Here is a 24,429-nt window from a genome sequence, read left to right as displayed (position 1 = left end):
TTTCACAATAATCCAAATAAATCATAATATGCTACTGGCCTACTATAGCCATAAACACATATCTTACCCTGTTCGGACTACTATAAGAAAAGCTATACTATTAAAATATGCAGCTAAATTGTATACATTGTCTACCACTGTTGCATCTAGTATGCTAAAATCTTCATCATCTATATTAATATTTTCGCATAATTGATTTTGTAACATCGACTTACATCAATCTCAATATCTTTTGGCATGGCCCTTTGTAGCAGCTCCTTCTTGCACATACTCTTTTCAATCTCCCGTTGCTTTTGTAAATTAAGATGCTAATCCATAAAATTTCTCTAATTGCTCGCTCCACAACATCGGTATTTCTTTCAAATCAGATAGCTTCAAACCTCTTGGCTGTCTCCCATTTACTATGTCTTCCTTAATCTTTGGTGCTAAATAATTCAACCTTAAAATTTGTTGTATACGTCTTGTACCTATATTAATTTTGGCACTCAGCTCTCCTACACTTGCATATTTTCCCTCTTCTAGCTGCCGTTTCCACAGATGAGCTCTCACCACTGCTTTCAGTAGCGCATTATTTGTTTTTCCTTCTGGCTCTACTACTGTGCATTTGTTTCCTTTCTTCTTCATTGGTATAAATTTTTCCTCTGATTCAGAACATACTTCTATTCCATCTTCTTTTACCATTACTCCCTTTATTAACTTTTTCACTACTTCTTTCTGTTCTCTGAAACTTAAATTTTTCCATTCTTCTCCCCATTTTTCATATAGCTGCTCTGTCTTTCTCATTACTTCTTTTTCCACCTCTCCCGCTACTATAGTTCTGTTTATTGATTCACAACCTTTTCCCCTTAAATGGTTATTGCACACGTAATATCGGTACCTTTTATTTTCTTTTTTTGCATACGTTAGTGTCATATTTACACCACAGCTCTTGCACTTAATTATTCCCCTAAGCAATGCTTCCTCATATTTTGCTTTTCTATATGGTTGATTCTTTATCAATTCCTGCGCTTTTTGCCATTTTTCTTCCTCTATTATTGCTTCATGCTTTCCTTCATACTCTTTCTCATAATGTCTTATCTTTCCCACATATATTGGATTTGTTATTATTCTTCTCACCGTCGCTTTCTTAAAGATATCTGATTTTGTTCTGTAACCTTCTCTATTTAACTCTCTTGCCAACTCTGCCATTGACTTCAACTCCAAATATCTTTCAAATATGTGCCCTACTATTTTCGCTTCTTTTTCATTTATTATTAATTCTTTATCTTTTACATCATATCCAAGCGGCAAAGTTCCTCCCATCCATAGTCCGTGTTCTTTTGATGTTGCTATTTTATTTTTTACTCTCTCTACTATCATCTCTCTTTCTAGTTGTGCTGCTCCTGATAATACCGTTTGTACAAACTTTCCCATTGGCGTATTATTGTCAAATATCTGCGTTACTGCTACAAAATTTACTCTATGCCTTCTAAAAAATGACGTTACTTCGATGCTGTCTTTTGTTTCCCTTGATAGCCTATCTAATGTATATACTACTACACAATCTACTTCTCCTTTTTTTACATCTTCAAATAATTCCTTTATTGCTGGTCTTTCTAAATTCTTTCCTGAGAAACCTCCATCGTCGTACCTTTTGGCCAATGCTACCCAGCCTTCTTTGCTCTTTATGTACTTCTCACATGCTACTCGTTGCGCATCTAAACTGTTAAACTTCTGCTCTAGACCGTCTTCATTTGACTTTCTCGTATATATTCCACATCTTATCCCTTTACACATTTTCCTTTCCCTTTTGATCACGCAAACCAAATAGGAGCGGCCCATTGTAACTCATTCCCATTATTTTCCCGGCTACTGCTGATAATGATGTGAAAAATTCTTCTCGGTAGATTAAACCCTTATCTGTTACCATTACCGCATGCGTTTCTTCCCCTCTCTCTAATATTAGCTCTGTTCCTGCTACTGGAAGTTTGTCACTACTTATTCTTTTTCCCTTCTCTAGCCGATCTGCCAGATACTCTAGTCTTTTTGCACCTTTTCTTGACATCTCCCCGTACGCTTTTTCCTGCATTCTATAAGCTAATCTTGGTATCAGATATTTCTTTGAGTATCTAGGTGCTTCTTCCACAAATACCTTCTTCCATATTTTTCTCAGCTCATTCAAAGGTTTTTTCTCTAAATTCATTACTTTCTTTTCTATTTCTTTCTCCATATTTTTAGCCCTTCATAAATAGCTTCTCAATTCTGTCTGTTTCTTTCTTCAACACCTTGGTTACTTCTTTGCTATTTTTCGCATAATCCATTGCTTTCATTCCAAATTTATCTGCTTGCTCTATTTCAGCCCCTGCTTTTACTAGCTCCTCCACTATTTCCACTTTCCCCACCATACATGCAAGGTGCAATGGAGTGCATTTATTTCCATATTCTTCCGCATTTACATTCGCTCCTGATTTTATCAATTCTCTCACGGTTTCTAGACGTTTCTCCGTTACCGCTAGATGCAGTGCTGTATATCCTTCCGCATCTGCTACATTCACATTCGCTCCTTTTTCAACTAATAACTTCACTGTTTTTGCGTCTACCGCGTAATGCAGAGCTATTCTGTCTCTTGCATAAATATTTTTATATGAGTTCTCTGATAATTCTTTTGCTGATTTATTAAATTTGCCAAGCTTTAACATAATCCACCTCACCTTTTCTTTAAAATCAAGTCCCCTTTTTAAGCCTTTCTTCCTACTACATTTTCTACCTCATCTATCATTTCATTCACTTGGCTGATTATCTTGCTTGCTAAATTTTGACATTCTTCCTTTATTAGTGATTTGTCTCTCTTCCTTATTTCTTCTATCTTTATTATTTTTAACTCCGGTAAATAACTCCTATTCAACATGTCTGCTATTTCTCCCACTAGCCTCTCTATTCCATAGCAGGTCAGTTCTCTACTTTTTGTTACTCCACCTTTTTCTCTCAAAAATTTGCTTGCCTTTTCACTTTCTTTACTATCACACAGACAATACTTTTCACTTTCCCATATGTAATACATTGGTGTTGCACCATATTTATTCAGTTGATTAACCTCAGCTCCTGCTTTTACTAGCTCTTTTATTATTTCAACTCCTGCTCCTCCCATCTTGCACGCAGAGTGGAGTGGCGTACATCCACTGACATATTGAGTAGCATTTACTTCTGCTCCAGACCTTAGCAGCACTTTTACATTTTCTAAACTTTTTGCGAATACTGCACAGTGTAGTGGCGTATAACCATTTTTATCTCTTGCATTAACCTCTGCCCCTTTTTTTATTAATAATCTCACTGTTTTATAATCGGAGATTTCTACTGCTTGGTGCAAGATCGTCTCTCCTTCTTCATCTCTTTTATTAATATTCTTAAATCTGTTACTTGCTACTTCTTTAAAAAACTTACTCTTGCTAAAACTCATTTCATACCTCACAAAATTAGCTTTTCTAGCGCCAGACAAATTTCTTATATTTACCTGCTGCTATTCAAGTCATGTCCTTTTTAGCATGAGAAAGCAAGTCCTTTTCTTTTTATTTAATACACTTTTACCTATTATTAATAATATATATGAGGATCTAAATATAAGTACTTAACTTATTATAGATATTACTTGACTATTTTTCCAACTTCTGTGCAAATGTCGATGTTCGTGCCACTTCAGTACTCCCGGGTAAAATACTAAAATGTAATTTTCTAATTCGTGTATTGAGTCTTTTTGCTCTGAATCTAAGTCGTTTTTATAGTAAACATTGTGTTCTGCTAAAACATATTTTCTGACCTTCTGATCTGTATAATTTTCTACTTTGTAACGATGGATAATGCTGAATCTTTCTAAAATTGGCTTGTGTTTTAGATTCCAATATTGCCCTGAAAGTTTATCGTTTCCTAATACAAATTTATTTCCTTTTTCTTCTACGCTACTAACTGGAAAACATGCGTTTATTTCTCCTAAATTCCAACTGTCTGATAATACTATCTGTGCTTTTGCAAACTTGATTTCTGGTAATAAACTCTGTAGTAGTGGATATAGTGCTTTTAAGTTGTACCACAAATGCTCTCTTTCATAGATGCCCTTATAATCCTTTGTGTGAGGCTCGGTTTCCCCAAGTACTGCTACATCTAAGCGATATACATCATTACTAAATGCTTGCTCATAATGAATCCGAAAAGTACCAAACTTAAAACTTGGATTTAAGATTTTTAGCTCAAATGTGTTCTTTCTACCAAACGACAGTACTGGTCCATCTTTTTCAACCTTTGTACCTGAGTAATCTGATAATAAGCTGCCAAATACACTCTCATCTAAAATAAACCTATCAACGTTGTAGTGGTCATTAAAAATTCTCATTAGTCGCGATCTTGCTGGTAATGATAGTTTTGCAAGTTCTACAACCGCATCTACAAAAAAGTTATTTGGAACATTCTTTATTCCTACCTGCAGCTCAAAGAAGTGCTTACCAGGTGGCTCCTCGATAATTGTAATATCTTCTATATTCGCCCATTTTAGTGCTATTTTAAGTGATTCAGGTGTTCCTCGCAGTCTTTGAAATTTCACTCCTTCTACTACGGCTTTTCTTTTCCAGCGCAGTATCTCTTCTAAACCATATTCCTCAATCAACCATGGCAGTATTTCATCTTTAAGACTAAACTTAAATCCTCTGATACAGCTCGGATCAACCTTATAATCTGTTGCATCAACCAGTGCTTGCTCTTGCTTTGTTGCGTTTGGTGGCAATAACATTAATTCAACTCAACCTTTAAATTTCGCAAATTTGCACACTCATTACCTAGAACCACAACATCCTCTTTTGGCTCGATTAATTCGACGTTTTCTATTCCTTCCACAAACAAATTCGCTATTATCCAAGATCTTGTCACACTCCACCCTAATCTTTTTGCTAATTCAAACTTCTTAATAAACTGCTTCTTGATTTCTTCCTCTGATATTACAGGACTTATGCTCATTCTGCTGTGGATATCTATTTCCGTAATATTGCAACCAATTACTGTTACTGTATCAGTTAAAACCCTTATATCGTCCCTGGTGACTCGCTTTTTTACAATTTCTAGTAGCTCTTCTGATACTGTGGTTGATAAAATTGAGATCTGCACACTTCCTGGCACTTTTGATTCAACCAGCGCATCCTTTACTCTACTATCTGCTGACAGTGCATGATACCTATAATTTCCTCCTGTTGACCAACCTGCTATTTTTGCTTTTACCCTCTTTCTAAATCTTTCATCCTCTTCTTCTTTTTGCCTCTCTACTCCATAAAATTCAGCCAAATTATCAACCGTTGCAAATTTTAGTAAATTACTTGTATCTTCAAGGAGTAGGGCATTGTAGCTAAAATGTCTTGCAGGGAAGGTGAAGCCGATAGATTACTTATGCCAAAAAGGCTGACAAAAAGATTTTGCTCCCTTCCCATATAGAGTTAAAAGACAGAACAGTATCTTTGGAATTATATCCCGTATTACAAGGTTGGTCTAAACTCTCAATTCGTTATAGTCCTAGAGGAAATTTTATGCAAGTCAATGCTATTTTAGGTGTAGACATTTCTAAAAAGAAACTTGATGCTTGTTTATTGATAGACAACAAAGAACGACATAAAGTTTTTCACAATAACAAGGAAGGTTTTGAAAAGCTTGTAGCTTGGTGTAATAATCACGGAGCAGTCCTTATTCATCTCTGCCTAGAAGCGACTGGTTGTTATAGTGAAAATATAGTTAATTTTATGTATGACCTTGGACATAATGTAAGTGTGGTAAACCCTGCTCAAATCAAAGCTTTTGGCAAAAGTGAGCTACTCAGAAACAAAACAGATAAGTCAGATGCTGCCATGATTGCTAGGTTTTGTATTGCTAATAAACCTAATCTTTGGAAACCTGCGCCTACTGAAGTCAAGCGTTTAAGAGATCTCTATCGTTGTTTGCAAGCACTTAAAGACGACAAGTTACAACAGATGAATCGCTTGGAAAATAAAAATATGGATTCCCGTTGTAAGCAAGCCATACTTGAAGTAGTTGCTACAATAGAAACAGAAATTTCTGCTATAGAAAAAGAGATTTGTGAGCATGTTAATAACCATTCACACCTAAAAAATATGATAGAAAACATCAAGACTGTAAAAGGTATAGGACATCTTACTGCTGTTGCTATCGTTGCAGAAATGCCATCTGTTGATAATTTTGATAATGCTAGACAATTTACAGCCTTTGCCGGTCTAAATCCTGAATATTACCAATCAGGTTCATCTGTCAGTAAAAAAAGTAGAATATGTAAAATAGGGTCGGAACGTATTCGCAAAACTCTTTATATGCCAGCTATAGTAGTCAAGAATCATAATTCTCACTTTCAAAAGTTTTGCCAACGTTTAGCAAGCAAAGGAAAATGTCCAATGGTAATAATTGTCGCATTAATGAGAAAATTAATGCATGTGGTTTTTGGTATTTTAAAAAATAATCAACCATTTAATGGTGATTTAGTGAAATAATCAGTTGACATGAGAGACAGTATCTCCACTCTCCATCATTACATGCATTTAGCCTTGCTCCAGCAGCTAGTGCTTCGTCTACAACCTTGTGCAGTTCATTTGGACTTTTTGCTCTTACCACAGCACTCTTAAACCAGCTCAACTTTTCTGCACTTGGCTTTATTTTTTTCAAAGCTGAAGCAAATGGATTTTTATCTTCTTGATCACTTACAGGTTTTGTGCCATAAACATAGTCAAATCCTTTCCCATAGTTGATTTTGTTTTCGCGAACTTCTCTACCAGGGAAAGGTACATCTCCAGGATTTTTAGCTTTATTAGTTTTGCTTGCAAAGGTGAGTTGCTCTTTAGTACGACCAATTCCTACAATAGCATTTAACATCTCACCTTTTGACAATTTATCAAGATCAACGTTTAACTCGTAAACACCTCCCTCTTTATCACTAAAAGGTACAATTACTTTATTATTCATATTAGCCTCCGCTATTTTTCTAAGTGTACAGTTATTATACATTTTATTACTCATTATAAATTATAGCGAGCAGATTTGCAAATACTTTCTGCTATAACAATCCGTTTTCTCTAAAGCTAAAATAGCCCGCACTTGTAACGATAATATGATCAAATAATCTAACGCTTACAGTACTACATGCTGCTGCTAAGCTCTTTGTTACTGCTTGATCTTCTTCTGAAGGCTCTAAGCTTCCTCCAGGATGGTTATGTGACATTATTACTAATGTTGCATTCTTTATTAATGCTTTTTTTATAATCTCCTTTATGTATACTGGTGCTTTTTCCATTTCACCAATATAGGATTCTTCTCCAATTAATTGGCGCCTTTTATTCAAGTACAGTATTTTTACACATTCCCTTTCTGAGTGGCCTATACTTACGTTTAAGTACTCTACTAGCCCTTGTAAGTCCATTATTGGCTCACTCTTAAGCTTTTCTCTCAGTACCCTTTCTAGTGTTTCCTTAACACACATAATCATTGCTACTGCAGAATCAGTTACTCCTTCTATAACTTTCAGGTCATCCATTTCTCGGCCTAAAATCCTTCCTACTCCCGTATAGGTATTCACCAGATTTTTAGCAATTTCTTGAGCTTGTGGCCTTTCATGTACTGCACTTAGAAACGTTTCCATTATTTCACGATCAAGTAGTGCTTTACCTTTGCTTTCTAATATTCTGAATTCTATTTCTTCTTTACTTTTATTCATATAATTTACCTTTCACTAACAACAAATTGTTTTTAATTATTTACTGCTGTTTTTTTATCAGCATTGGCATAAAGCCATAGCTTCCGAGTGAAGTCAAATCAATTTTTCAATCTTTTTTACTTATTTTTTCATGAATAGGTGAAGATATTAATATATGGTGATTTTTTTATTTTAAACTTGTTGAATTTTGTCTAAAGAGATGCCTACTGTTTTTAAAATAATATTGATAGAAATTTCTTCCTTAACTAAATTCTTTGCAATTTTCATCTTTTCTGCTCTCTCCACTTTCTCTTTGCAAACTTGTATGCTTTCAAACAGAGATTTTATTAGTACATGACGTAGTTCTTGACTTTCAATCTTTTTGTATTCTTCAATTAAATTCGGTAGTTCATTTTCTACTTTACTACCTTCCTCTATTAGCAGATCTGTAATATTAATCGATAATGTTTCTGCTATTGCATATAATTTTTCCAGTGGAATAGCTACACGCCCTTGCTCATAGTTGCTTATTTCATCACGTGTTGTATCCATTTTCTCAGCCAAATCCTTTTGAGTATACTCTCTCACTAGCCTCCATTCTTTTATCTTTTTCCCTATTTGGTAGTAAATAGAACCTCCTTTTTCTTCAACACATTCATCAGCAGACAGACCAATTGTTTTTGAAACAGTATCAACAGAAACTCCTGCTTTAACCAGACCTTTTGCAATTTTTATTCTCTCTGTTTTTTTACTACTTTTCTCACTAACTTGAACAAATTTGGTTAATAAACAAAACATCCTACGTAACTCATGATCGTTAATCTTTTTATATTCTCTTATTAGATTTAGTTCCTCATTTTTAAAGCAGGCTTTCTCATTTGATACAGGAATTAGGTCTATAATATCAACCGATAACACCTTTGCTATAGCATATAACTTTTCAATCGAAATTTTTCGTGTTCCTTTTTCATATTGCAGTATTACCTGATATGTTGTTCCGATTTTTTTTGCTAAATCTTTTTGAGTATATCCCTTTGCTAATCTATGATTTCTTACTTCCTGTCCTATTACTTTGTAATCTAAAAAATTAGAGCATTTATTCTCTTTTTTCACATTTTATACTCCATAACCAGAAGAGCTGTTACGTATACTTAATTGGGAACCTTTTTGACAAACTGAACTCATCTCCTTTCAAACAATTTTTCTATATCACTTAGTTTCATTTCTATATACGTTGGTCTTTCATTACCAGAATATGGAGTTTTCTCAATTTGTCTTAGTATCTCATTCATCTCTTCCAATTTCATTTTTCTTCCTGCTCCATGGCAAGCGATTGTGGCTGATATTTTATTCACCTTATCCTCTATTGACAACGTATCTTCCATTTCCGTTAACTTATCTACTATATCAACTAGCATCTCTTTTATACCTATTGTTCCCAAGATTGAAGGTATTTCTTTCACCATTATTTTATCTTCTGATTCTATTTCAATACCAAAACCCATTTCAAAAAGCTTATCTTTATAAGTTTTAACCATCTCCATTCCAGCTTGGTTTTTAATTTCAACTATTTCAGGAATGAGAAGTTTTTGTCTTTTTATGCTTGTTAAGCACTCGTATATCAATCTCTCATAGGCTGCATGTTGATCTACTATAATCAGCCTATCTCCAGCCTCAGCAATAATGTAAGTATTGTAGACCTGACAGCGTGCATATCCCAGAGGATAATCCTCTATTAAATCAATTTGCTTCCTTTCTAAAACCATCGTTCCCTTTTGGGGTGGAGATTCTCCATATTTAAACGTTTCTGGTAAGCTTTGCCTTCTTTCATCTGGTGCATTGAATTCTTTCATTAGACGATTTTCTAAAAGACTTGGCCTCTTTTCATAAAACTCTTTTTGATTTTTTTTCTCTTTACTATTAACCGGCTCTTGGCTATCAAACTCCTCAATACTTTGAGACTCAACATCACTTGCTGCAAACGTGCCTACTCTAGTCGATAATGCTTTTATTATTCCTCTTCTCACTATTTCATATACTAGCCTCTTGTTCTGAAACCTTACCTCTGATTTATTTGGATGCACATTTACATCTACTTGATCGTATGGTATCTCTAAGTGCAGCACTGCAAAAGGATACCTCCCACTTGGAATAAAGTCCTGATACGCATATCGAATTGCACCAATAAGTAGATTGTCTTTTATTGGCCTTCCATTAACAAACGTATAGATTTGAGTTGAATTACCACGACTAATAGTTGGTTTACAGATGTGTCCCGTAAGTTTGATGCCGTCTTCTTCCTCTTTAACTTCCAGCGAATTGCTCTGAAATTCTTCTTCTGTTTCACATAATCTGTTAAATAATGAAGTTTGCTTAACATATTTTAAGAGCTTTTTATTACCGGAAGTGAGAGTAAACCCAATACTATAGTTAATCATTGCTAAGTTATTTACAATGTCAACAATGCTTTGTGTTTCTGCCCTCTCGGTTTTTAGAAATTTTAATCTATTTGGAGTGGCAAAAAATAAGTCACGAACTTCAATATATGTACCCTGTAGCAAAGAACAAGGTGTAATCTCTCTTATTTTTTCTCCTCCCTCATACCTTATAGACCATGCTTCCTTTGCTCCACTTGCCTTAGACGATAATTTCATTCTGCTTACTGCTGCAATTTGACCTTACCCAGAAAAAGTAGACAGAAAGTTAAGACGTTTTTGCTATGAGAATGATGAATCAAAAAGCTCAGGAATGCAATAGTTAATAGTAGAATGTCTACGCTGTTTATTATAAAAAATTTCTATATATTCAAATATTGCGGTTTTAGCTTGTTGTGCAGAGTGTTGTGAAGTATCAATGAGTAACTCTCTCTTAAGTGAACTAAAAAAGCTCTCTGAAACAGCATTATCATAACAACAACCTTTGTGACTCATACTAGAAGTAATATTTTTTGTACTTAGTAAAAATTGATAATTTTTAGAGGTGTATTGCGATCCTTGATCGCTATGAAATAGTAGATTTTTAGCAGATTTGCGCCTACCAATAGCCATGAATAACGCATCTATAACTAATTGCCTATTTACTGCATTACTCATTGACCAGCCAATCACCATGCGTGAATATAAATCTATTATTGCTGCCAAATATAACCATCCTTCATTAGTTTTTATGTACGTAATATCAGTTACCCATATCTTGTTAGGTTGATCAGCGATGAAATTCTGATTTAATATGTTAGGAGTTATAACTCTATTGTCTATTTGTGGTTTTTTACTTTTAAACTTTCGTCTAAGCTTAGCTTGAATGCCATTTTTCTGCATAACATTTTGCACTGTTTTGATGTTATAATTTTTACCTAAAGCCTTTAATTCAGCGTGAATTTTAGGAGCTCCGTATCTGCATTGTGATGCTCGATATACCTTCTGAATATCTTGTATGAGCTCTTCTCTTATTGATTTTTTGTTGTTTTTTTCCTTAGTAATCCATTTATAATAACCACAAGCAGATACGTTCAAAAATCTGCATAATTCCCGTATTTTATAGCAGTTTTCATGTTCTTTTATAAAAGAATATTTTACTCTTTTTGGTTTGCAAAATATCCCAGGGCTTTTTTTAAAATGTCTCTTTCCCTCGTTACTCTTGCCAGCTCTTTCTTTAAATCAAACTTTTCTTTGTCACAATGAGCTACTTTCCCTTTTCCTGGAAACGCATCTACTCCAGACATTCTATCATTGTATGTTTTTACCCATCTGCTTAATGAATCACCGCTAATACCCAAATCTCTTGCTATTTTTGCTGATGATTGACCTGTTTCTTTTACTAGTCTTATAGCTTCAATTTTGAATTCTGCTGTATATTCTTTTCTTTTTGTCATACCACACCTCTTTGAAAAAACGTTTTATTTTACTTCAAAAACGTCTTAACTTTCTGTCTACTTTTTCTGGGTAAGGTCAGATATTTCTCTCTTCAGCGTAGTGCAGATTGCATTATGCAAATCTTTAAAATTCATACATTTCTTGTAATATAGTTCAATTCACGTTCAAAGAACTTTCCAAACATCCTTTCAAACTCATAATTAACTAGCTCCTTTATTATTTTTGATGCTTCTGGCTCCAGTCCTAATTTTACCTCTTGTATTGGCAAAGCTTTTCTTCCTTCACGCCTAAAAACACCACTATTTCCTCTTGGCATTGTTGCAGTAAACGCTCCTATAAACTCATGTTTTCCTATTTTTGTACCTCTTTTTGTTTGTCTCATCTTGCCCATTGCTGATACTCTAATATCATACAAATTTGCTCTAATTAACACGTCTAATCTGCTAGTTTTTGCCTTAAAAATTCTTAATCTCTTTCTTATCAAACTTAATTTTATCTGCTTTTCCTCACTGATTTCCTTAGCTGCTTGCGCTTTTAACCATAGTGCCGTTTTGTTTAATGCCTTTACCGTTGCTAATTCTACTTTTCTTCTTTTAGCATTTACATTTTCTATTACCTCAACTTCTATATGAACAGGTCTGGTAGAGACTTATGACCTTGAAATCAGCGATTTGGTCTCATAACCATAGTCTCCCCAAAAGAACCGTGCTTGCGGATTTCCCGCACACGGCTCCACAATACAGCGTTCACACTAGTGCTCCTGTGTATAAAGAAACATATACCTTTGGTTTTGGTAATGGATTTACTTTTAAATAGTGTATAAATTGTTCCCAATCGATACTTTTCTTTTGACTACGTCGGTTTATCCACTTAAATGCTAACTTTGTTGCCAGTCGATTGAATTGAATCAAACACCGATAATTTCCGCTAACTCCGAAGTAGCTATAGTGTCCTGTTAGTTTGGCTTTAAGTTTCTGCCACCAATCTTTGAGACAGATACGACTTCGTACCATCTTCAACCACTCTTTGATTTCTTTAATCTTTCTAGCTAGGCTTATTTTTGAAGTTTTCTGCTTCATCATAAGTTTACCATTACGACTTTTTCCACAATAATGTGTAAATCCTAGAAAGTTGAAGCTAGCCGTCCTACGTTTCTCTCTTTCTGCTTGATACCATTCTTTCTTACCAAACTTTACTATTTTTGTTTTATTTTCAGCTATTTCCAATCCAAATTTACTTAGTGACCTTACCCAGAAAAAGTAGACAGAAAGTTAAGACGTTTTTGAAGTAAAATAAAACGTTTTTTCAAAGAGGTGTGGTATGACAAAAAGAAAAGAATATACAGCAGAATTCAAAATTGAAGCTATAAGACTAGTAAAAGAAACAGGTCAATCATCAGCAAAAATAGCAAGAGATTTGGGTATTAGCGGTGATTCATTAAGCAGATGGGTAAAAACATACAATGATAGAATGTCTGGAGTAGATGCGTTTCCAGGAAAAGGGAAAGTAGCTCATTGTGACAAAGAAAAGTTTGATTTAAAGAAAGAGCTGGCAAGAGTAACGAGGGAAAGAGACATTTTAAAAAAAGCCCTGGGATATTTTGCAAACCAAAAAGAGTAAAATATTCTTTTATAAAAGAACATGAAAACTGCTATAAAATACGGGAATTATGCAGATTTTTGAACGTATCTGCTTGTGGTTATTATAAATGGATTACTAAGGAAAAAAACAACAAAAAATCAATAAGAGAAGAGCTCATACAAGATATTCAGAAGGTATATCGAGCATCACAATGCAGATACGGAGCTCCTAAAATTCACGCTGAATTAAAGGCTTTAGGTAAAAATTATAACATCAAAACAGTGCAAAATGTTATGCAGAAAAATGGCATTCAAGCTAAGCTTAGACGAAAGTTTAAAAGTAAAAAACCACAAATAGACAATAGAGTTATAACTCCTAACATATTAAATCAGAATTTCATCGCTGATCAACCTAACAAGATATGGGTAACTGATATTACGTACATAAAAACTAATGAAGGATGGTTATATTTGGCAGCAATAATAGATTTATATTCACGCATGGTGATTGGCTGGTCAATGAGTAATGCAGTAAATAGGCAATTAGTTATAGATGCGTTATTCATGGCTATTGGTAGGCGCAAATCTGCTAAAAATCTACTATTTCATAGCGATCAAGGATCGCAATACACCTCTAAAAATTATCAATTTTTACTAAGTACAAAAAATATTACTTCTAGTATGAGTCACAAAGGTTGTTGTTATGATAATGCTGTTTCAGAGAGCTTTTTTAGTTCACTTAAGAGAGAGTTACTCATTGATACTTCACAACACTCTGCACAACAAGCTAAAACCGCAATATTTGAATATATAGAAATTTTTTATAATAAACAGCGTAGACATTCTACTATTAACTATTGCATTCCTGAGCTTTTTGATTCATCATTCTCATAGCAAAAACGTCTTAACTTTCTGTCTACTTTTTCTGGGTAAGGTCATGATAGGTGTTAGCAAAAATGTATTTGCAGAATGAGGCATGAATGCTAGCACGGGAAAGGAATTGGAAGGAATAGAACATTTAAAACAATCAATTACTGATATTTTAACCACTCCTATTGGATCACGTATTATGAGAAGAGAGTATGGTTCTCGATTATTTGAATTAGTAGATAAGCCAATAAATAGAGATTTAACACTTGAGATATATGCAGCAACAGCAGAAGCTTTGGAAAAATGGGAAAAGAGATTTAAGTTAGAAAAAGTAAAGATTGCTGAAGCTAAAGAAGGAAAAATGACTCTTGTACTTGAAGGTATGTATCTTTCAGAAGGCAAATTCATAGGTATTAGTGGAGTAGTTGTTTAGAAATGCAGACATCTAATATTATTGAAAAACTAAGCTATGAGGAAATCTTTTCCAGAATGAAGGAGGAATTAGTGTGTAGAGATGAAACCTTTTCAGCGTTAGTAGAATCCGATCCAGCAATAAAGATTCTGGAGGTAGCAGCATGGCGAGAACTTTTACTCAGACAAAGGATAAACGAAGCTGTAAAGGGTAATTTACTTAAATTTGCGACAGGAGAAGATCTTGATAATTTGGCTGAATTTTATGGAGTAGAGAGAGAAAAAGAAGAAGATGACGAACGATTTAGAAAGAGGGTAAAAGCAAAAGTAAAAGGCTGGAGCACATGTGGGAGCAAGGAACATTATAGGTATTATGCACTGTCAGCAGATAGTAGAGTAAAAGATGCATTAGTAGAATCACCTATACCAGGAAAAGTACAAATTTCAATTTTATCAACACAAACTGGCATAGCATTAGAAGAGCTACTTGAAATTGTAAGAAAGCAAGTTAATAGAGATGATATAAGGGTTTTAACAGATACAGTAACAGTAATTGGTTGCAATATTACGGAAATAGATATTGACAGCAGAATGAGCATAAGTTCTGTAATATCAAAGGAGGAAATTAAGGAACAGTTCATCAAGAAGTTTGAAGCAAGTAGAAGGCTGGGATGGAATGTTACAAGATCATGGATAATAGCGAATTTATTTGTAGATGGTGTAGAAAACGTAGAATTAATCGAGCCAAAAGAGGATGTTGTGGTTCTGGGAAATGAATGTGCAAATTTGAGAAATTTAAAGATTGAGTTGAATTAATGTTACTGCCACCAAATGCAACAAGGCAGGAAAGAGCGCTAGTAGATGCGATAGATTATAAAGTAGATCCAAACTGTATCAGAGGATTTAAGTTTAGTCTTAAAGAAGAAACATTGCCGTGGATAATAGAAGAATATGGTTTAGAAGAGATACTGCGTTGGGTAAAGGATAAAAGAAAAGCCGTAGTAGAAGGAGTAAAATTTCAAAGACTGAGAGGAACTCCAGCATCACTAAAAATAGCACTAAAGTGGGCAAATATAGAAGATATTACAATTATTGAAGAGCCACCCGGTAAACACTTTTTTGAGTTGCAAGTAGGGATAAAAGAGGTACCAAATGACTTCTTCGTAGATGCAGTAGTAGAGCTGGCAAAACTATCACTGCCTGTAAGATCCAGATTAATGAGGATTTTTAACGATTATTATAATGTGCAGAGATTTATATTGGATGAGAGTTTATTTGGAGATCTTCTTTCTGATTATTCAGGGGTAAAAATAGAAAAAGATGGACCAGTGTTATCATTTGGAAGAGTAAATTTTTTCAGGTCTAGTGGTCCAGTTATTAGGATTATAGAAAACTATCTACGCGATCATTATGAACGAGCTTTAAGCAATGATATATATCGCCTAGATGTAGCAATACTTGGAGAAACCGAGCCTCACACAAAGAATTATAACGGTATTTATGAAAGAAATCATTTGTGGTACAACTTAAAAGCACTATATCCATTACCACAAAGTTTATTACCAGCAATTAAGTTTGTCAAAGCACAGATTGTACTGTCAGATAGCTGGAAATTAGGAGAAATAAATAGCTGTTTTCCTCTTTGTTATCAAGAAGAGATAGGAGGCACACTTTTCCTTGGTAATGATAAACTTTCTGATCAGCTATGGAACTTGGAATACAAACCAATTTTGGAAAGATTTAATATCAGCTATGAATATGAAGCAAAGAATCTTACTGATCAAAAGGTTGCGAAAGCTAATTTAACGGAATATCACGTTAGTTGCGAAAATGATAGAAGTTCAGGAAAAGAAGATTCGATACATGAATTAGAAAAGCACATTTTAGTATTTTACCCGGGAATACTGAAGTGGCACGAACATCGACATTTGCACAGAAGTTGGAAAAATAGTCAAGTAATATCTATAATAAGTTAAGTATTTATATTGAGATCCTCATATATTATATTAATAATAGGTAAAAGTGTATGAAATAAAAAGAAAAAGACTTGCTTTCTCATGCTAAAAAGGACATGACTTGAATAGCAGCAGGTAAATATAAGAAATTTGTCTGGCGCTAGAAAAGCTAGTTTTGTGAGGTATGAAATGAGTTTTAGCAAGAGTAAGTTTTTTAAAGAAGTATCAAGTAAAAACATTAATAAAAGAAATGAAGAAGGAGAAACGATCTTGCATCAAGCAGTAGAAATCTCCGATTACAAAACAGTGAGATTATTAATAAAAAAAGGGGCAGAGGTAAATGCAAGAGATAAAAAGGGTTATACACCACTACACTGTGCAGTATTTGCGAAAAGCTTAGAAAATGTAAAAGTGCTGCTAAGGTCGGGAGCAGAAGTAAATGCCACTCAATATGTCAGTGGATGTACGCCACTGCACTCTGCGTGCAAAGGAGCAGGAGTTGAAATAATAAAAGAGCTAGTAGAAGCAGGGGCTGAAATTAATCAACTAAATAAGTATGGTGCAACACCAATGTATTATATATGGGAAAGTGAAAAGTATTCTCTGTGTGATAGTAAAGAAAGTGAAAAGGCGAGCAAATTTCTGAGAGAAAAAGGTGGAATAACAAAAAGCAGAGAACTGACGTGCTATGGAATAGAGAGGCTAGTGGGAGAAATAGCAGACATGTTGAATGGGAGCTATATGCCGGAGCTAAAAATAATAGAGATAGAAGAAATAAGGAAGAGAGACAAGTCGCTAATAAAGAAAGAATGTAAAAATTTAGCAAGCAAGATAATGGGCCAAGTGAACGAAATGATAGATGAGATAGAAAATGTAGTGAGAGGGAAGGCTTAAAAAAGGGATTTAAATTTTTTAAAGAAAAGATGGGGTGGATTATGTTAAAGCTTGGCAAGAAAGAGAAGTCAGCAAAAGAATTATTAGAGAACTCATATAAAAATATTTATGCAAGAGACGAAAAAGGAAGAACAGTTTTGCATTATGTGATAAACGCAAAAACAGTGAAGTTATTAGTCGAAAAAGGAGCGAATGTGAATGCAGCAGATGCAAGAGGATATACAGCACTGCATCTAGCGGTAACCGAGAAACGCCTAGAAACCGTGAGAGAATTAATAAAATCAGGAGGGAATGTAAATGCGGAAGAATATGGAAGTAAATGCACACCGCTGCACCTTGCATGTATGGTAGGTGAAAAAGAAATAGTGGAGGAGCTAGTAAAAGCAGGGGCTGAAATAGAGCAAGCAGATAAATTTGGAATGACAGGGATGGATTATGCGAAAAACAGCAAAGAGATAACTGAAATATTGAAGAAAGAAACAGAAAGAATTGAAAAGTTATTTATGAAAGGCTAAAAATATGGAAGAAGAAATAGAAAAGAAAGTAATGAATTTAGAGAGAAAACCTTTGGGTGAGCTGAGAAAAACGTGGAAGAAGGTATTTGGGGAAGAGGCGCCTAGATACTCAAAGAAATATCTGATACCAAGATTAGCTTATAGAATGCAGGAGGAAGCGTATGGAGAAATGTCAAGAAAAGGATTAAAAAGACTAGAGTATCTGGCAGATCGGCTAGAGAAGGGAAAAAGAATAAGTAGTGACAAACTTCCAGTAGAAGGGACAGAATTAATACTAGAGAGAGGGGAAGAAACGCATGCGGTAATGGTAACAGACAAGGGTTTAATCTACAAAGAAGAGTTTTATACATCATTGTCAGCAGTGGCAGGAAAAATAATGGGAATGAGTTACAACGGCCCTTTATTATTTGGAATGCGTGAAAAAAATGGAAGTTGAAAATGCTAAAAGAAGTAAGATGTGCAATATATACGAGAAAGTCAAATGAGGATGGACTAGAACAAAAGTTTAACAGTCTTGATGCGCAACGAGTAGCATGTGAAAAGTATATAAAGAGCAAAGAAGGCTGGGTAGCATTGGCAAAAAAGTACGATGATGGAGGATATTCAGGAAAAAATTTAGAAAGACCAGCGATAAAGGAATTATTTGAAGATGTCAGAGGAGGAGAGATAGACTGTGTAGTAGTATATACACTAGATAGGTTATCAAGAGAAACAAAAGACAGCATAGAAGTAACGTCATTTTTTAGAAGGCACCGAGTAAATTTTGTAGCAGTAACACAGATATTTGACAATAATACGCCAATGGGAAAATTCGTACAGACAGTATTATCAGGAGCAGCACAACTAGAAAGAGAGATGATAGTAGAGAGAGTAAAAAATAAAATAGCAACATCAAAAGAACAAGGTTTATGGATGGGAGGAACTTTACCGCTTGGGTATGATGTAAAAGATAAGGAATTAATAATAAATGAAAAAGAAGCAAAAACAGTGCAGCATATATTTGAAAGATATTTGGAGCTGAAGTCAATGGCAGAGTTGGCAAGAGAGTTAAACAGGGAAGGATACCGAACAAAAGCAAAAACGGATATCTTTAAAAAAGCAACGGTGAGAAGAATAATAACAAATCCAATATATGTGGGAAAGATAAGACATTATGACAAACAGTATGAGGGAAAGCATGAAGCAATAATAGAGGAAGAAAAATGGCAAAAAGCGCAGGAATTGATAAGTAATCAGCCATATAGAAAAGCAAAATATGAGGAAGCGCTGCTTAGGGGAATAATTAAGTGTAAGAGCTGTAGTGTAAATATGACACTGACATACTCAAAAAAAGAAAATAAAAGGTACCGATATTATGTATGCAACAATCACTTAAGGGGAAAGAATTGTGAATCAGTAAATCGAACAATAGTAGCAGGAGAAGTAGAAAAAGAAGTGATGAGAAAAGCGGAGCAGATATATGAAAATTGGAGAGAAAAGACCGAAGAAAAATGGGAAAATTTAAATTTTGGAAAGCAGAAAGAAGTAGTGAAAAAGTTAATAAAAGGAGTAATGATAAAAGAAGATGGAATAGAGGTGAGTTTAGAGGATAAGGTGGAATTTATACCAATAAAAAAGAAAGGAAAGAAATGCACAGTAACTGAGCCAGAAGGCAAAACAAACAATGCACTACTGAAAGCAGTGGTAAGAGCCCATCTGTGGAAACGGCAACTAGAAGAGGGAAAATACGAAAGTGTGAAGGAGCTGAGTGCCAAAATTAATATAGGTACAAGACGTATACAGCAAATTTTAAGGTTAAATTATTTAGCTCCGAAGATTAAGGAAGACATAGTAAATGGGAGACAGCCAAGGGGTTTGAAGTTAGTTGATTTGAGAGAAATACCGATGCTGTGGAGTGAACAATTAGAGAAGTTTTACGGCTCAGCATCGTAACGTTTATAAAAACAACAATATGAAAAAACATCGAAAAAAGTATGTGCCAGAAAATTAAAAAAGGTTATTGCAAAAGGAGCTACTACAAAGAGCCACACAAAAGATGCTGAAATTGATATAGAAAAGTAAGTCAATGTTACAGAATCAATTATGTGAAAATATCAATATAAATAATGAAGATTTTAGTATGTTAGATGCAATAATGGTAGAAAATGATCCAATTTTAGCTGCATATTTTAATAGTAGACCTGGAGTGTAAAAGGCAGCCCAGCCAATTGTATGTTCCATATCCTCATTTTGTAGCCAGCTTAAAAACAACATAAAAGAGTATTCTTAGAAGACATTGGTACGAACTCCTTAACCTATAAATTATAGTAGTTTATATTTAAATAATAATCTTCAACTTTTTTAGCAAATCAATCTACCTAGAAACTTCTCTCCTAGGATCAGAAGTCCTTCTTAACTCTTCACGTTCTGTCCATTTGTTGTTAGACTCGCTTATTACTTCAGGACGTATTAAATATCCACCAGATCTTTCAAAATATCCTTGCTCAATAGCATCGTAGACCCTATCTCCACCAAGTAAGCAACTCTCACCTAATTCTTCTTCATAACCTTTGAATTTTTCCAATACTTCCTCTTTATTACTCGCTTCTACTATAATTTTGCTTTTATCTTGTACGTCAGGATACAGTTTAACGTCTATCTTTCCCAAACTAGTATAGAAAGTCAGTACTATATTGCCCGTAAGGTTAGTATAATTTCTTATCCCATCTTCCGTTATAATTTCTACCTCACTTTCACCGATTGCTATTACATCTCTTCTAGATTCTATACTTCCATGAGTTAAATTTGCTTCATTTATGATTTTCGCAACCTCAACTACACTACTTTCTGAATATTCCAAATAGAGAATAGAGTTATCCACTTTTACATTTTTCACCTTGCCAGTAGTTGCACTTTTAACAATTTCCATAAATTTCAAACTACGCTTTGCATAACTTTCATAGGCTTTTACCATATTAGCTTTGTGGCTTTTAAACTCTTCTAGTTCATCAATGACAAGGATGCTGCTTATAGTATGTAGTACTACTCCTTTTGATACTAAGTTACATACTATACGACTAGCAACCTCTACATCACTTGCAATTCTAGAGTTCTTTTTTAATTCACTAATTTTTCTTATTATACAATCTGCAAAGCCATATTTACTCTCATATTTCTTGTCATATAAACTTCCTGACACAGCAAAGTTCAGCATTACTCCTGCTTCTATAGCTCTTTTTACAACTTGCTCTAACTCGTTCATGTTTTCGGCTGCATTGGCCATATCTAAAAAAGTTTTCAATTCCTCCCGTTGGTTTAATATTAAAATGTCCCATAAAGTGGAAGCTTTAGGTAAATGTTCTTTGTCCTTCCATCCTTTGTAATCAATTGCTCCTGCTTCTAACAGTAACCTTTCTGCTTCTTTAAAACGAATTTTATCACCATAACAAGCATCTCTAATCTTTTGAAAAATACGAGACTTTCCTTTGCAATCACGAAGATTTAAAATCTCTTTAAGACCTTCATTTCCTCTGTGCTGATTTAAAAACTCTCTTAGTTGATTAGTGTCAAGGCTATGACCGCAAATATCTTCTAAATGGCTTTTTGCTCTCATTTGCTCCTGAGTTAAAAAGATTTGTTCTAAAATATTCACTTCAAAAGGTTTTTTGTTAATAATTACAATATCTAGAGGAGTTTTTCCTTGTTTATCAGGTTGATTACGTGCTCCTTTGTTCAGAAGTAAAGGTATATTTAAAGTATTATAATAAGCAGCATAGTGCAAAGGTGTTTGTCCTTCACTGTCAACTATGTTAGGATCAGCTCCAGCCTTTAAAAGTAAAGTTATAAATGCTCCAACTGCCCAGGCCATATCTTTTTCTACTGCCAAACGCTCCATACTTTGTATTACATGCAGTATTGTCAACTTGGACTTTCCTCTTTGAAGATTGAGAACAATCTTTAGATCATCATTACTTTTGTTGTCTTGTAAAAAATTCTCAAACCTTGTAATGTTACAAAATGGAAAGTCTTTTAGGAGACTTAACAACGCCTTATTCAAATTTTTTTGGCCCTCTTTTAAGTCAGGTGCACCTGAAGACCACTCAGATATTAAATTATTGAATTCTTCCCTTTTTATAATAGAGATCAAAGAGCTGTTATCACTAAGCAGCAATGAGTATTTAAGTGATTCATATTCATCATCTACTTGCTCTTCTTTCTGTTTCGCTTCTCTCTTCTCCAAATTATCTATATCACCATCTTTAATGAGTGCAATTAAATACTTCAAAAATTCAACATTTCTATTTTCCAGTAAGGGACATGCTCCATTCTTCATAAGAATCGAGATCATTTTTGTATTTCGGCCAGCCAAGTATAATGGAGTCCTACCTTTTTCATCTACTGCATTAACATCAGCCCCATTATTTATTAGGTGCTCTACTATTTTTGTTTTGTTACCCAAGATAGCATAATGCAAAGGAGTACTTCCATCATTATATTTCTTCCTAACACTTGCCCCATTCTTTATCAGGACCTCTACCATTCGTGTATTTCTATGCAAGATAGCATAATATAATGGATCACGATCGTATATATCCATTCCATTAACATCAGCCTCTTTTTGTATAAGAGTCTCTACCATTCGTTTATTATTTTTCAAAACAGCAAGCTGTAATAGGCCAGATGTATCTATTTGTTTTAGCTTCTCTTCTACTTTTCTGAACACATTACTCTCACTTAAACCAACGTCAGTATCAATAGAAGCTAGTATTTCTTCCAACTTATCAAAACTCATAACTCTCCTCATTTTAAAACTCCATATTTTATTATTATATACTTGACATAAAAAACAAGAGCTATGTAACACTTACTCTTAAGGTGTAACTGGTTCTGGTAAATTTTGTCTCCCTATTTCATATTCATTTAGCTTAGTACTAGGCTTTAATATTGCATATGTAATGCCACTAGCAATGGCTCCAACTATCAATGCAGCAATAACTAATATTGATAAACTTATATGAGTAACAATACATCCAATGGTTACTGTCAACGTGGCTATTACACCTACAGAGAAACCGGTCTTTATTGCTCTTGAAGTTTCAGAATGCTTCTTTTTTTGAAAATTAAGATACTCAACAATATTTTTGTGGCCGCTTCTATCAGCTAAATCCAGGGGAGTATTACAATCAACGTCCTTTACATCAATAGTAGCCTTTTTTTCCTCTACAAGATATTGAACTATGTCTGAGCGACCCATTCTAGCAGCTTCATGCAACGCAGTACTGCCATTTTTGCTTTTTGCTTCAACGTTAGCCCCTTTGTCTAACAGAGCTTGAACTACTTCTAAGTGACCAGTTTCAGCAGCAATATGCAAAGCAGTACAGCCTTCGTTGTTTCGTGTTTCAAAACTAGCACCCTTTTCTAACAGACATTGAACTACTTGCAAATGACCACGTCCAGCAGCTTCATTCAAAGCAGTATCGCCATCCTTGTTTTGTGCATCAATATCAGCACCTTTGTCTAGTAGAGCTTGTACTATTTTTAAGTAACCCTCTCGAGCAGCAATATGCAAGACATATTTGAAACTCTTCTTTAGTATGTCAGCATTATCCATTTTATCTAATAGAGCTTGAACTACTTCTAAGTGACTATTTGTAGCAGCATAATGCAAAGCAGTTAAGTCATCATTTTCTTTTGCCTCAAAAACGGCTCCTTTTTCCAACAGAAATTTAACTACTTCTAAGCGTCCCTCGCTAGCAGCAAGATGCAAAGGAGTTTCATTATCATCGTTCTCTTGGTTAATATTAATTCCTTTTTCGTCTACAAAGTATTTAACTATTGCTAAGCAACCGTTTTCAGCAGCAAGATGCAAAGCAGTATCGCCATTGTTGTTTTGTGCATCAATATCAGCATCTTTATCTAATAGAGCTTGAACTATTCCTAAGTGACCTCCTCTAGCAGCATAATGCAAAGCAGTACATCCTTCGCTGCCTGGTTCCTCAACACTAGCCCCTTTTTCTAACAGAAATTGAACTACTTCTAAGTGGCCATCTTCAGCAGCTATATGTAAAGGAGTGTCATTATCATCGTTCTTTTGGTTAATATTGATTCTTTTTTCATTTATAAAGTACTTAACTACTGCTAAGCAACCATTTTCAGTAGCACAATGAAGAGCAGTGCAGCCTTCGCTATTTTGTTCTCCAACACTAGCCCCTTTTTCTAACAGAAATTGAACTACTTCTAAGTGGCCTTCTTGAGCAGCTATATGTAAAGCAGTATCGCCATTGTCGTTTTGTACCTCAACATCAGCACCTTTGTTTAGTAAAGCTTGAACTGCTTCTAAGTTGTCATCTTTAGCAGCACAATGTAACTCAGTATTACCATTACTTTCGTGTACATTAGGATACATAATTTACCTCACTCTAAAAATCCATGTTTTGATTATTATACACTTGATATAATTAGCAAGAGTTTATTTTTTAGAACAGCAAATTTGTTGTATATAGGTGTAGAAAAATATCTTTTATTTCAAATTGGATAGAAAAACACTCAACTTAGTGTCATAAGGATTTCAATTATTTACTCCTTCAAAAAAGGTCATACATTTGCGAGAACAAGCCACGTAAAATAGGGTTATAAAAATAGAAAATT

General features: G+C 34.4%; 21 protein-coding genes and 5 pseudogenes. 10 read left to right on the top strand and 16 right to left on the bottom strand.

Going from position 1 to position 24,429, the window contains the following annotated elements; all coding sequences use genetic code 11:
- Window positions 1-63 precede the first annotated feature (63 nt).
- From ACQH21_RS06130 to ACQH21_RS06100, 7 genes and pseudogenes are all read right to left on the bottom strand, one after another.
- Window positions 64-207 (bottom strand): hypothetical protein, encoded by a 144-nt coding sequence (locus tag ACQH21_RS06130; protein ID WP_230609241.1) that lies wholly within the window; start codon window positions 205-207, stop codon window positions 64-66.
- A 93-nt stretch (window positions 208-300) separates the two neighbouring features.
- Complete coding sequence (locus ACQH21_RS06125; protein ID WP_264374781.1) at window positions 301-1,776, bottom strand: recombinase family protein; 1,476 nt, start codon at window positions 1,774-1,776, stop codon at window positions 301-303.
- A complete protein-coding gene (locus tag ACQH21_RS06120; protein ID WP_264374782.1) occupies window positions 1,769-2,209 on the bottom strand; it encodes a DUF2924 domain-containing protein in 441 nt (146 codons plus the stop codon). Before ACQH21_RS06120 ends, ACQH21_RS06125 begins: the two co-directional genes overlap by 8 nt.
- A 4-nt stretch (window positions 2,210-2,213) precedes the next feature.
- Complete coding sequence (locus tag ACQH21_RS06115; RefSeq protein WP_425384092.1) at window positions 2,214-2,678, bottom strand: ankyrin repeat domain-containing protein; 465 nt, start codon at window positions 2,676-2,678, stop codon at window positions 2,214-2,216.
- A gap of 38 nt (window positions 2,679-2,716) precedes the next feature.
- Window positions 2,717-3,436: an ankyrin repeat domain-containing protein gene (locus ACQH21_RS06110; RefSeq protein ID WP_425384091.1), complete on the bottom strand. Its 720-nt coding sequence runs from the start codon at window positions 3,434-3,436 to the stop codon at window positions 2,717-2,719.
- A gap of 168 nt (window positions 3,437-3,604) precedes the next feature.
- Window positions 3,605-4,756 (bottom strand): phage tail protein, encoded by a 1,152-nt coding sequence (locus tag ACQH21_RS06105; protein ID WP_425384090.1) that lies wholly within the window; start codon window positions 4,754-4,756, stop codon window positions 3,605-3,607.
- A pseudogene (locus ACQH21_RS06100) lies at window positions 4,756-5,334 on the bottom strand (baseplate J/gp47 family protein); the annotation flags it as partial. The gene ACQH21_RS06105 and the pseudogene ACQH21_RS06100, both read right to left, overlap by 1 nt.
- Before the next feature lie 206 nt (window positions 5,335-5,540).
- Between ACQH21_RS06100 and ACQH21_RS06095 the strand changes: the two are divergent.
- Window positions 5,541-6,509 carry an IS110 family transposase gene (locus ACQH21_RS06095; protein ID WP_425384089.1) on the top strand — a complete coding sequence of 323 codons (969 nt, stop codon included), beginning with the start codon at window positions 5,541-5,543 and terminating at the stop codon, window positions 6,507-6,509.
- 19 nt (window positions 6,510-6,528) lie between these two features.
- On the opposite strand, the pseudogene ACQH21_RS06090 reads toward ACQH21_RS06095, so the two are convergent.
- The 7 genes and pseudogenes from ACQH21_RS06090 to ACQH21_RS06060 form a co-directional block, all read right to left on the bottom strand.
- Window positions 6,529-6,978 (bottom strand): annotated as a pseudogene (locus ACQH21_RS06090) (hypothetical protein); the annotation flags it as partial.
- A 91-nt stretch (window positions 6,979-7,069) separates the two neighbouring features.
- Complete coding sequence (locus tag ACQH21_RS06085) at window positions 7,070-7,726, bottom strand: JAB domain-containing protein (protein WP_425384088.1); 657 nt, start codon at window positions 7,724-7,726, stop codon at window positions 7,070-7,072.
- A 171-nt stretch (window positions 7,727-7,897) separates the two neighbouring features.
- The gene (wmk, locus tag ACQH21_RS06080) at window positions 7,898-8,818 is read right to left on the bottom strand and encodes a WO male-killing family protein Wmk (protein WP_425384087.1); all 921 of its coding nucleotides are present in this window, start codon (window positions 8,816-8,818) and stop codon (window positions 7,898-7,900) included.
- Window positions 8,819-8,886: 68 nt separating this feature from the next.
- A pseudogene (gene mutL, locus ACQH21_RS06075) lies at window positions 8,887-10,377 on the bottom strand (DNA mismatch repair endonuclease MutL); the annotation flags it as partial.
- A 45-nt stretch (window positions 10,378-10,422) separates the two neighbouring features.
- Window positions 10,423-11,576, bottom strand: a pseudogene (locus ACQH21_RS06070) (IS3 family transposase).
- Window positions 11,577-11,707: 131 nt separating this feature from the next.
- Window positions 11,708-12,205 (bottom strand): phage tail protein, encoded by a 498-nt coding sequence (locus ACQH21_RS06065; RefSeq protein WP_141457118.1) that lies wholly within the window; start codon window positions 12,203-12,205, stop codon window positions 11,708-11,710.
- A 118-nt stretch (window positions 12,206-12,323) separates the two neighbouring features.
- The gene (locus ACQH21_RS06060; protein ID WP_425384086.1) at window positions 12,324-12,803 is read right to left on the bottom strand and encodes a hypothetical protein; all 480 of its coding nucleotides are present in this window, start codon (window positions 12,801-12,803) and stop codon (window positions 12,324-12,326) included.
- A gap of 94 nt (window positions 12,804-12,897) precedes the next feature.
- Here ACQH21_RS06060 and ACQH21_RS06055 point away from each other — a divergent pair.
- From ACQH21_RS06055 to ACQH21_RS06015, 9 genes and pseudogenes are all read left to right on the top strand, one after another.
- Window positions 12,898-14,051: pseudogene (locus ACQH21_RS06055) on the top strand (IS3 family transposase).
- A gap of 82 nt (window positions 14,052-14,133) precedes the next feature.
- Window positions 14,134-14,460 carry a GPW/gp25 family protein gene (locus tag ACQH21_RS06050; protein ID WP_425384085.1) on the top strand — a complete coding sequence of 109 codons (327 nt, stop codon included), beginning with the start codon at window positions 14,134-14,136 and terminating at the stop codon, window positions 14,458-14,460.
- 2 nt (window positions 14,461-14,462) lie between these two features.
- A complete protein-coding gene (locus ACQH21_RS06045; RefSeq protein ID WP_341824162.1) occupies window positions 14,463-15,254 on the top strand; it encodes a baseplate assembly protein in 792 nt (263 codons plus the stop codon).
- Complete coding sequence (locus ACQH21_RS06040; RefSeq protein ID WP_341824161.1) at window positions 15,254-16,414, top strand: phage tail protein; 1,161 nt, start codon at window positions 15,254-15,256, stop codon at window positions 16,412-16,414. The genes ACQH21_RS06045 and ACQH21_RS06040 overlap by 1 nt, the downstream gene beginning before the upstream one ends.
- Window positions 16,415-16,582: 168 nt before the next feature.
- Window positions 16,583-17,287: an ankyrin repeat domain-containing protein gene (locus ACQH21_RS06035; protein WP_425384084.1), complete on the top strand. Its 705-nt coding sequence runs from the start codon at window positions 16,583-16,585 to the stop codon at window positions 17,285-17,287.
- A gap of 41 nt (window positions 17,288-17,328) precedes the next feature.
- Complete coding sequence (locus tag ACQH21_RS06030; RefSeq protein WP_408067094.1) at window positions 17,329-17,802, top strand: ankyrin repeat domain-containing protein; 474 nt, start codon at window positions 17,329-17,331, stop codon at window positions 17,800-17,802.
- A gap of 4 nt (window positions 17,803-17,806) precedes the next feature.
- Complete coding sequence (locus ACQH21_RS06025) at window positions 17,807-18,238, top strand: DUF2924 domain-containing protein (protein ID WP_264686479.1); 432 nt, start codon at window positions 17,807-17,809, stop codon at window positions 18,236-18,238.
- 2 nt (window positions 18,239-18,240) lie between these two features.
- The gene (locus ACQH21_RS06020) at window positions 18,241-19,734 is read left to right on the top strand and encodes a recombinase family protein (RefSeq protein ID WP_264376209.1); all 1,494 of its coding nucleotides are present in this window, start codon (window positions 18,241-18,243) and stop codon (window positions 19,732-19,734) included.
- 133 nt (window positions 19,735-19,867) lie between these two features.
- Complete coding sequence (locus ACQH21_RS06015) at window positions 19,868-19,993, top strand: hypothetical protein (RefSeq protein ID WP_255521123.1); 126 nt, start codon at window positions 19,868-19,870, stop codon at window positions 19,991-19,993.
- Window positions 19,994-20,155: 162 nt separating this feature from the next.
- Here ACQH21_RS06015 and ACQH21_RS06010 read toward each other — a convergent pair whose 3' ends face one another.
- The gene (locus ACQH21_RS06010) at window positions 20,156-22,573 is read right to left on the bottom strand and encodes an ankyrin repeat domain-containing protein (protein ID WP_425384083.1); all 2,418 of its coding nucleotides are present in this window, start codon (window positions 22,571-22,573) and stop codon (window positions 20,156-20,158) included.
- Window positions 22,574-22,651: 78 nt separating this feature from the next.
- On the bottom strand, window positions 22,652-24,187 hold the full coding sequence (locus ACQH21_RS06005) for an ankyrin repeat domain-containing protein (protein WP_425384082.1): 1,536 nt from the start codon (window positions 24,185-24,187) through the stop codon (window positions 22,652-22,654).
- Window positions 24,188-24,429 lie beyond the last annotated feature (242 nt).

The organism is Wolbachia endosymbiont (group B) of Eupithecia inturbata (assembly GCF_964030915.1).
Lineage (GTDB): Bacteria > Pseudomonadota > Alphaproteobacteria > Rickettsiales > Anaplasmataceae > Wolbachia.
This window is presented reverse-complemented; position numbering and strand designations above follow the sequence as displayed.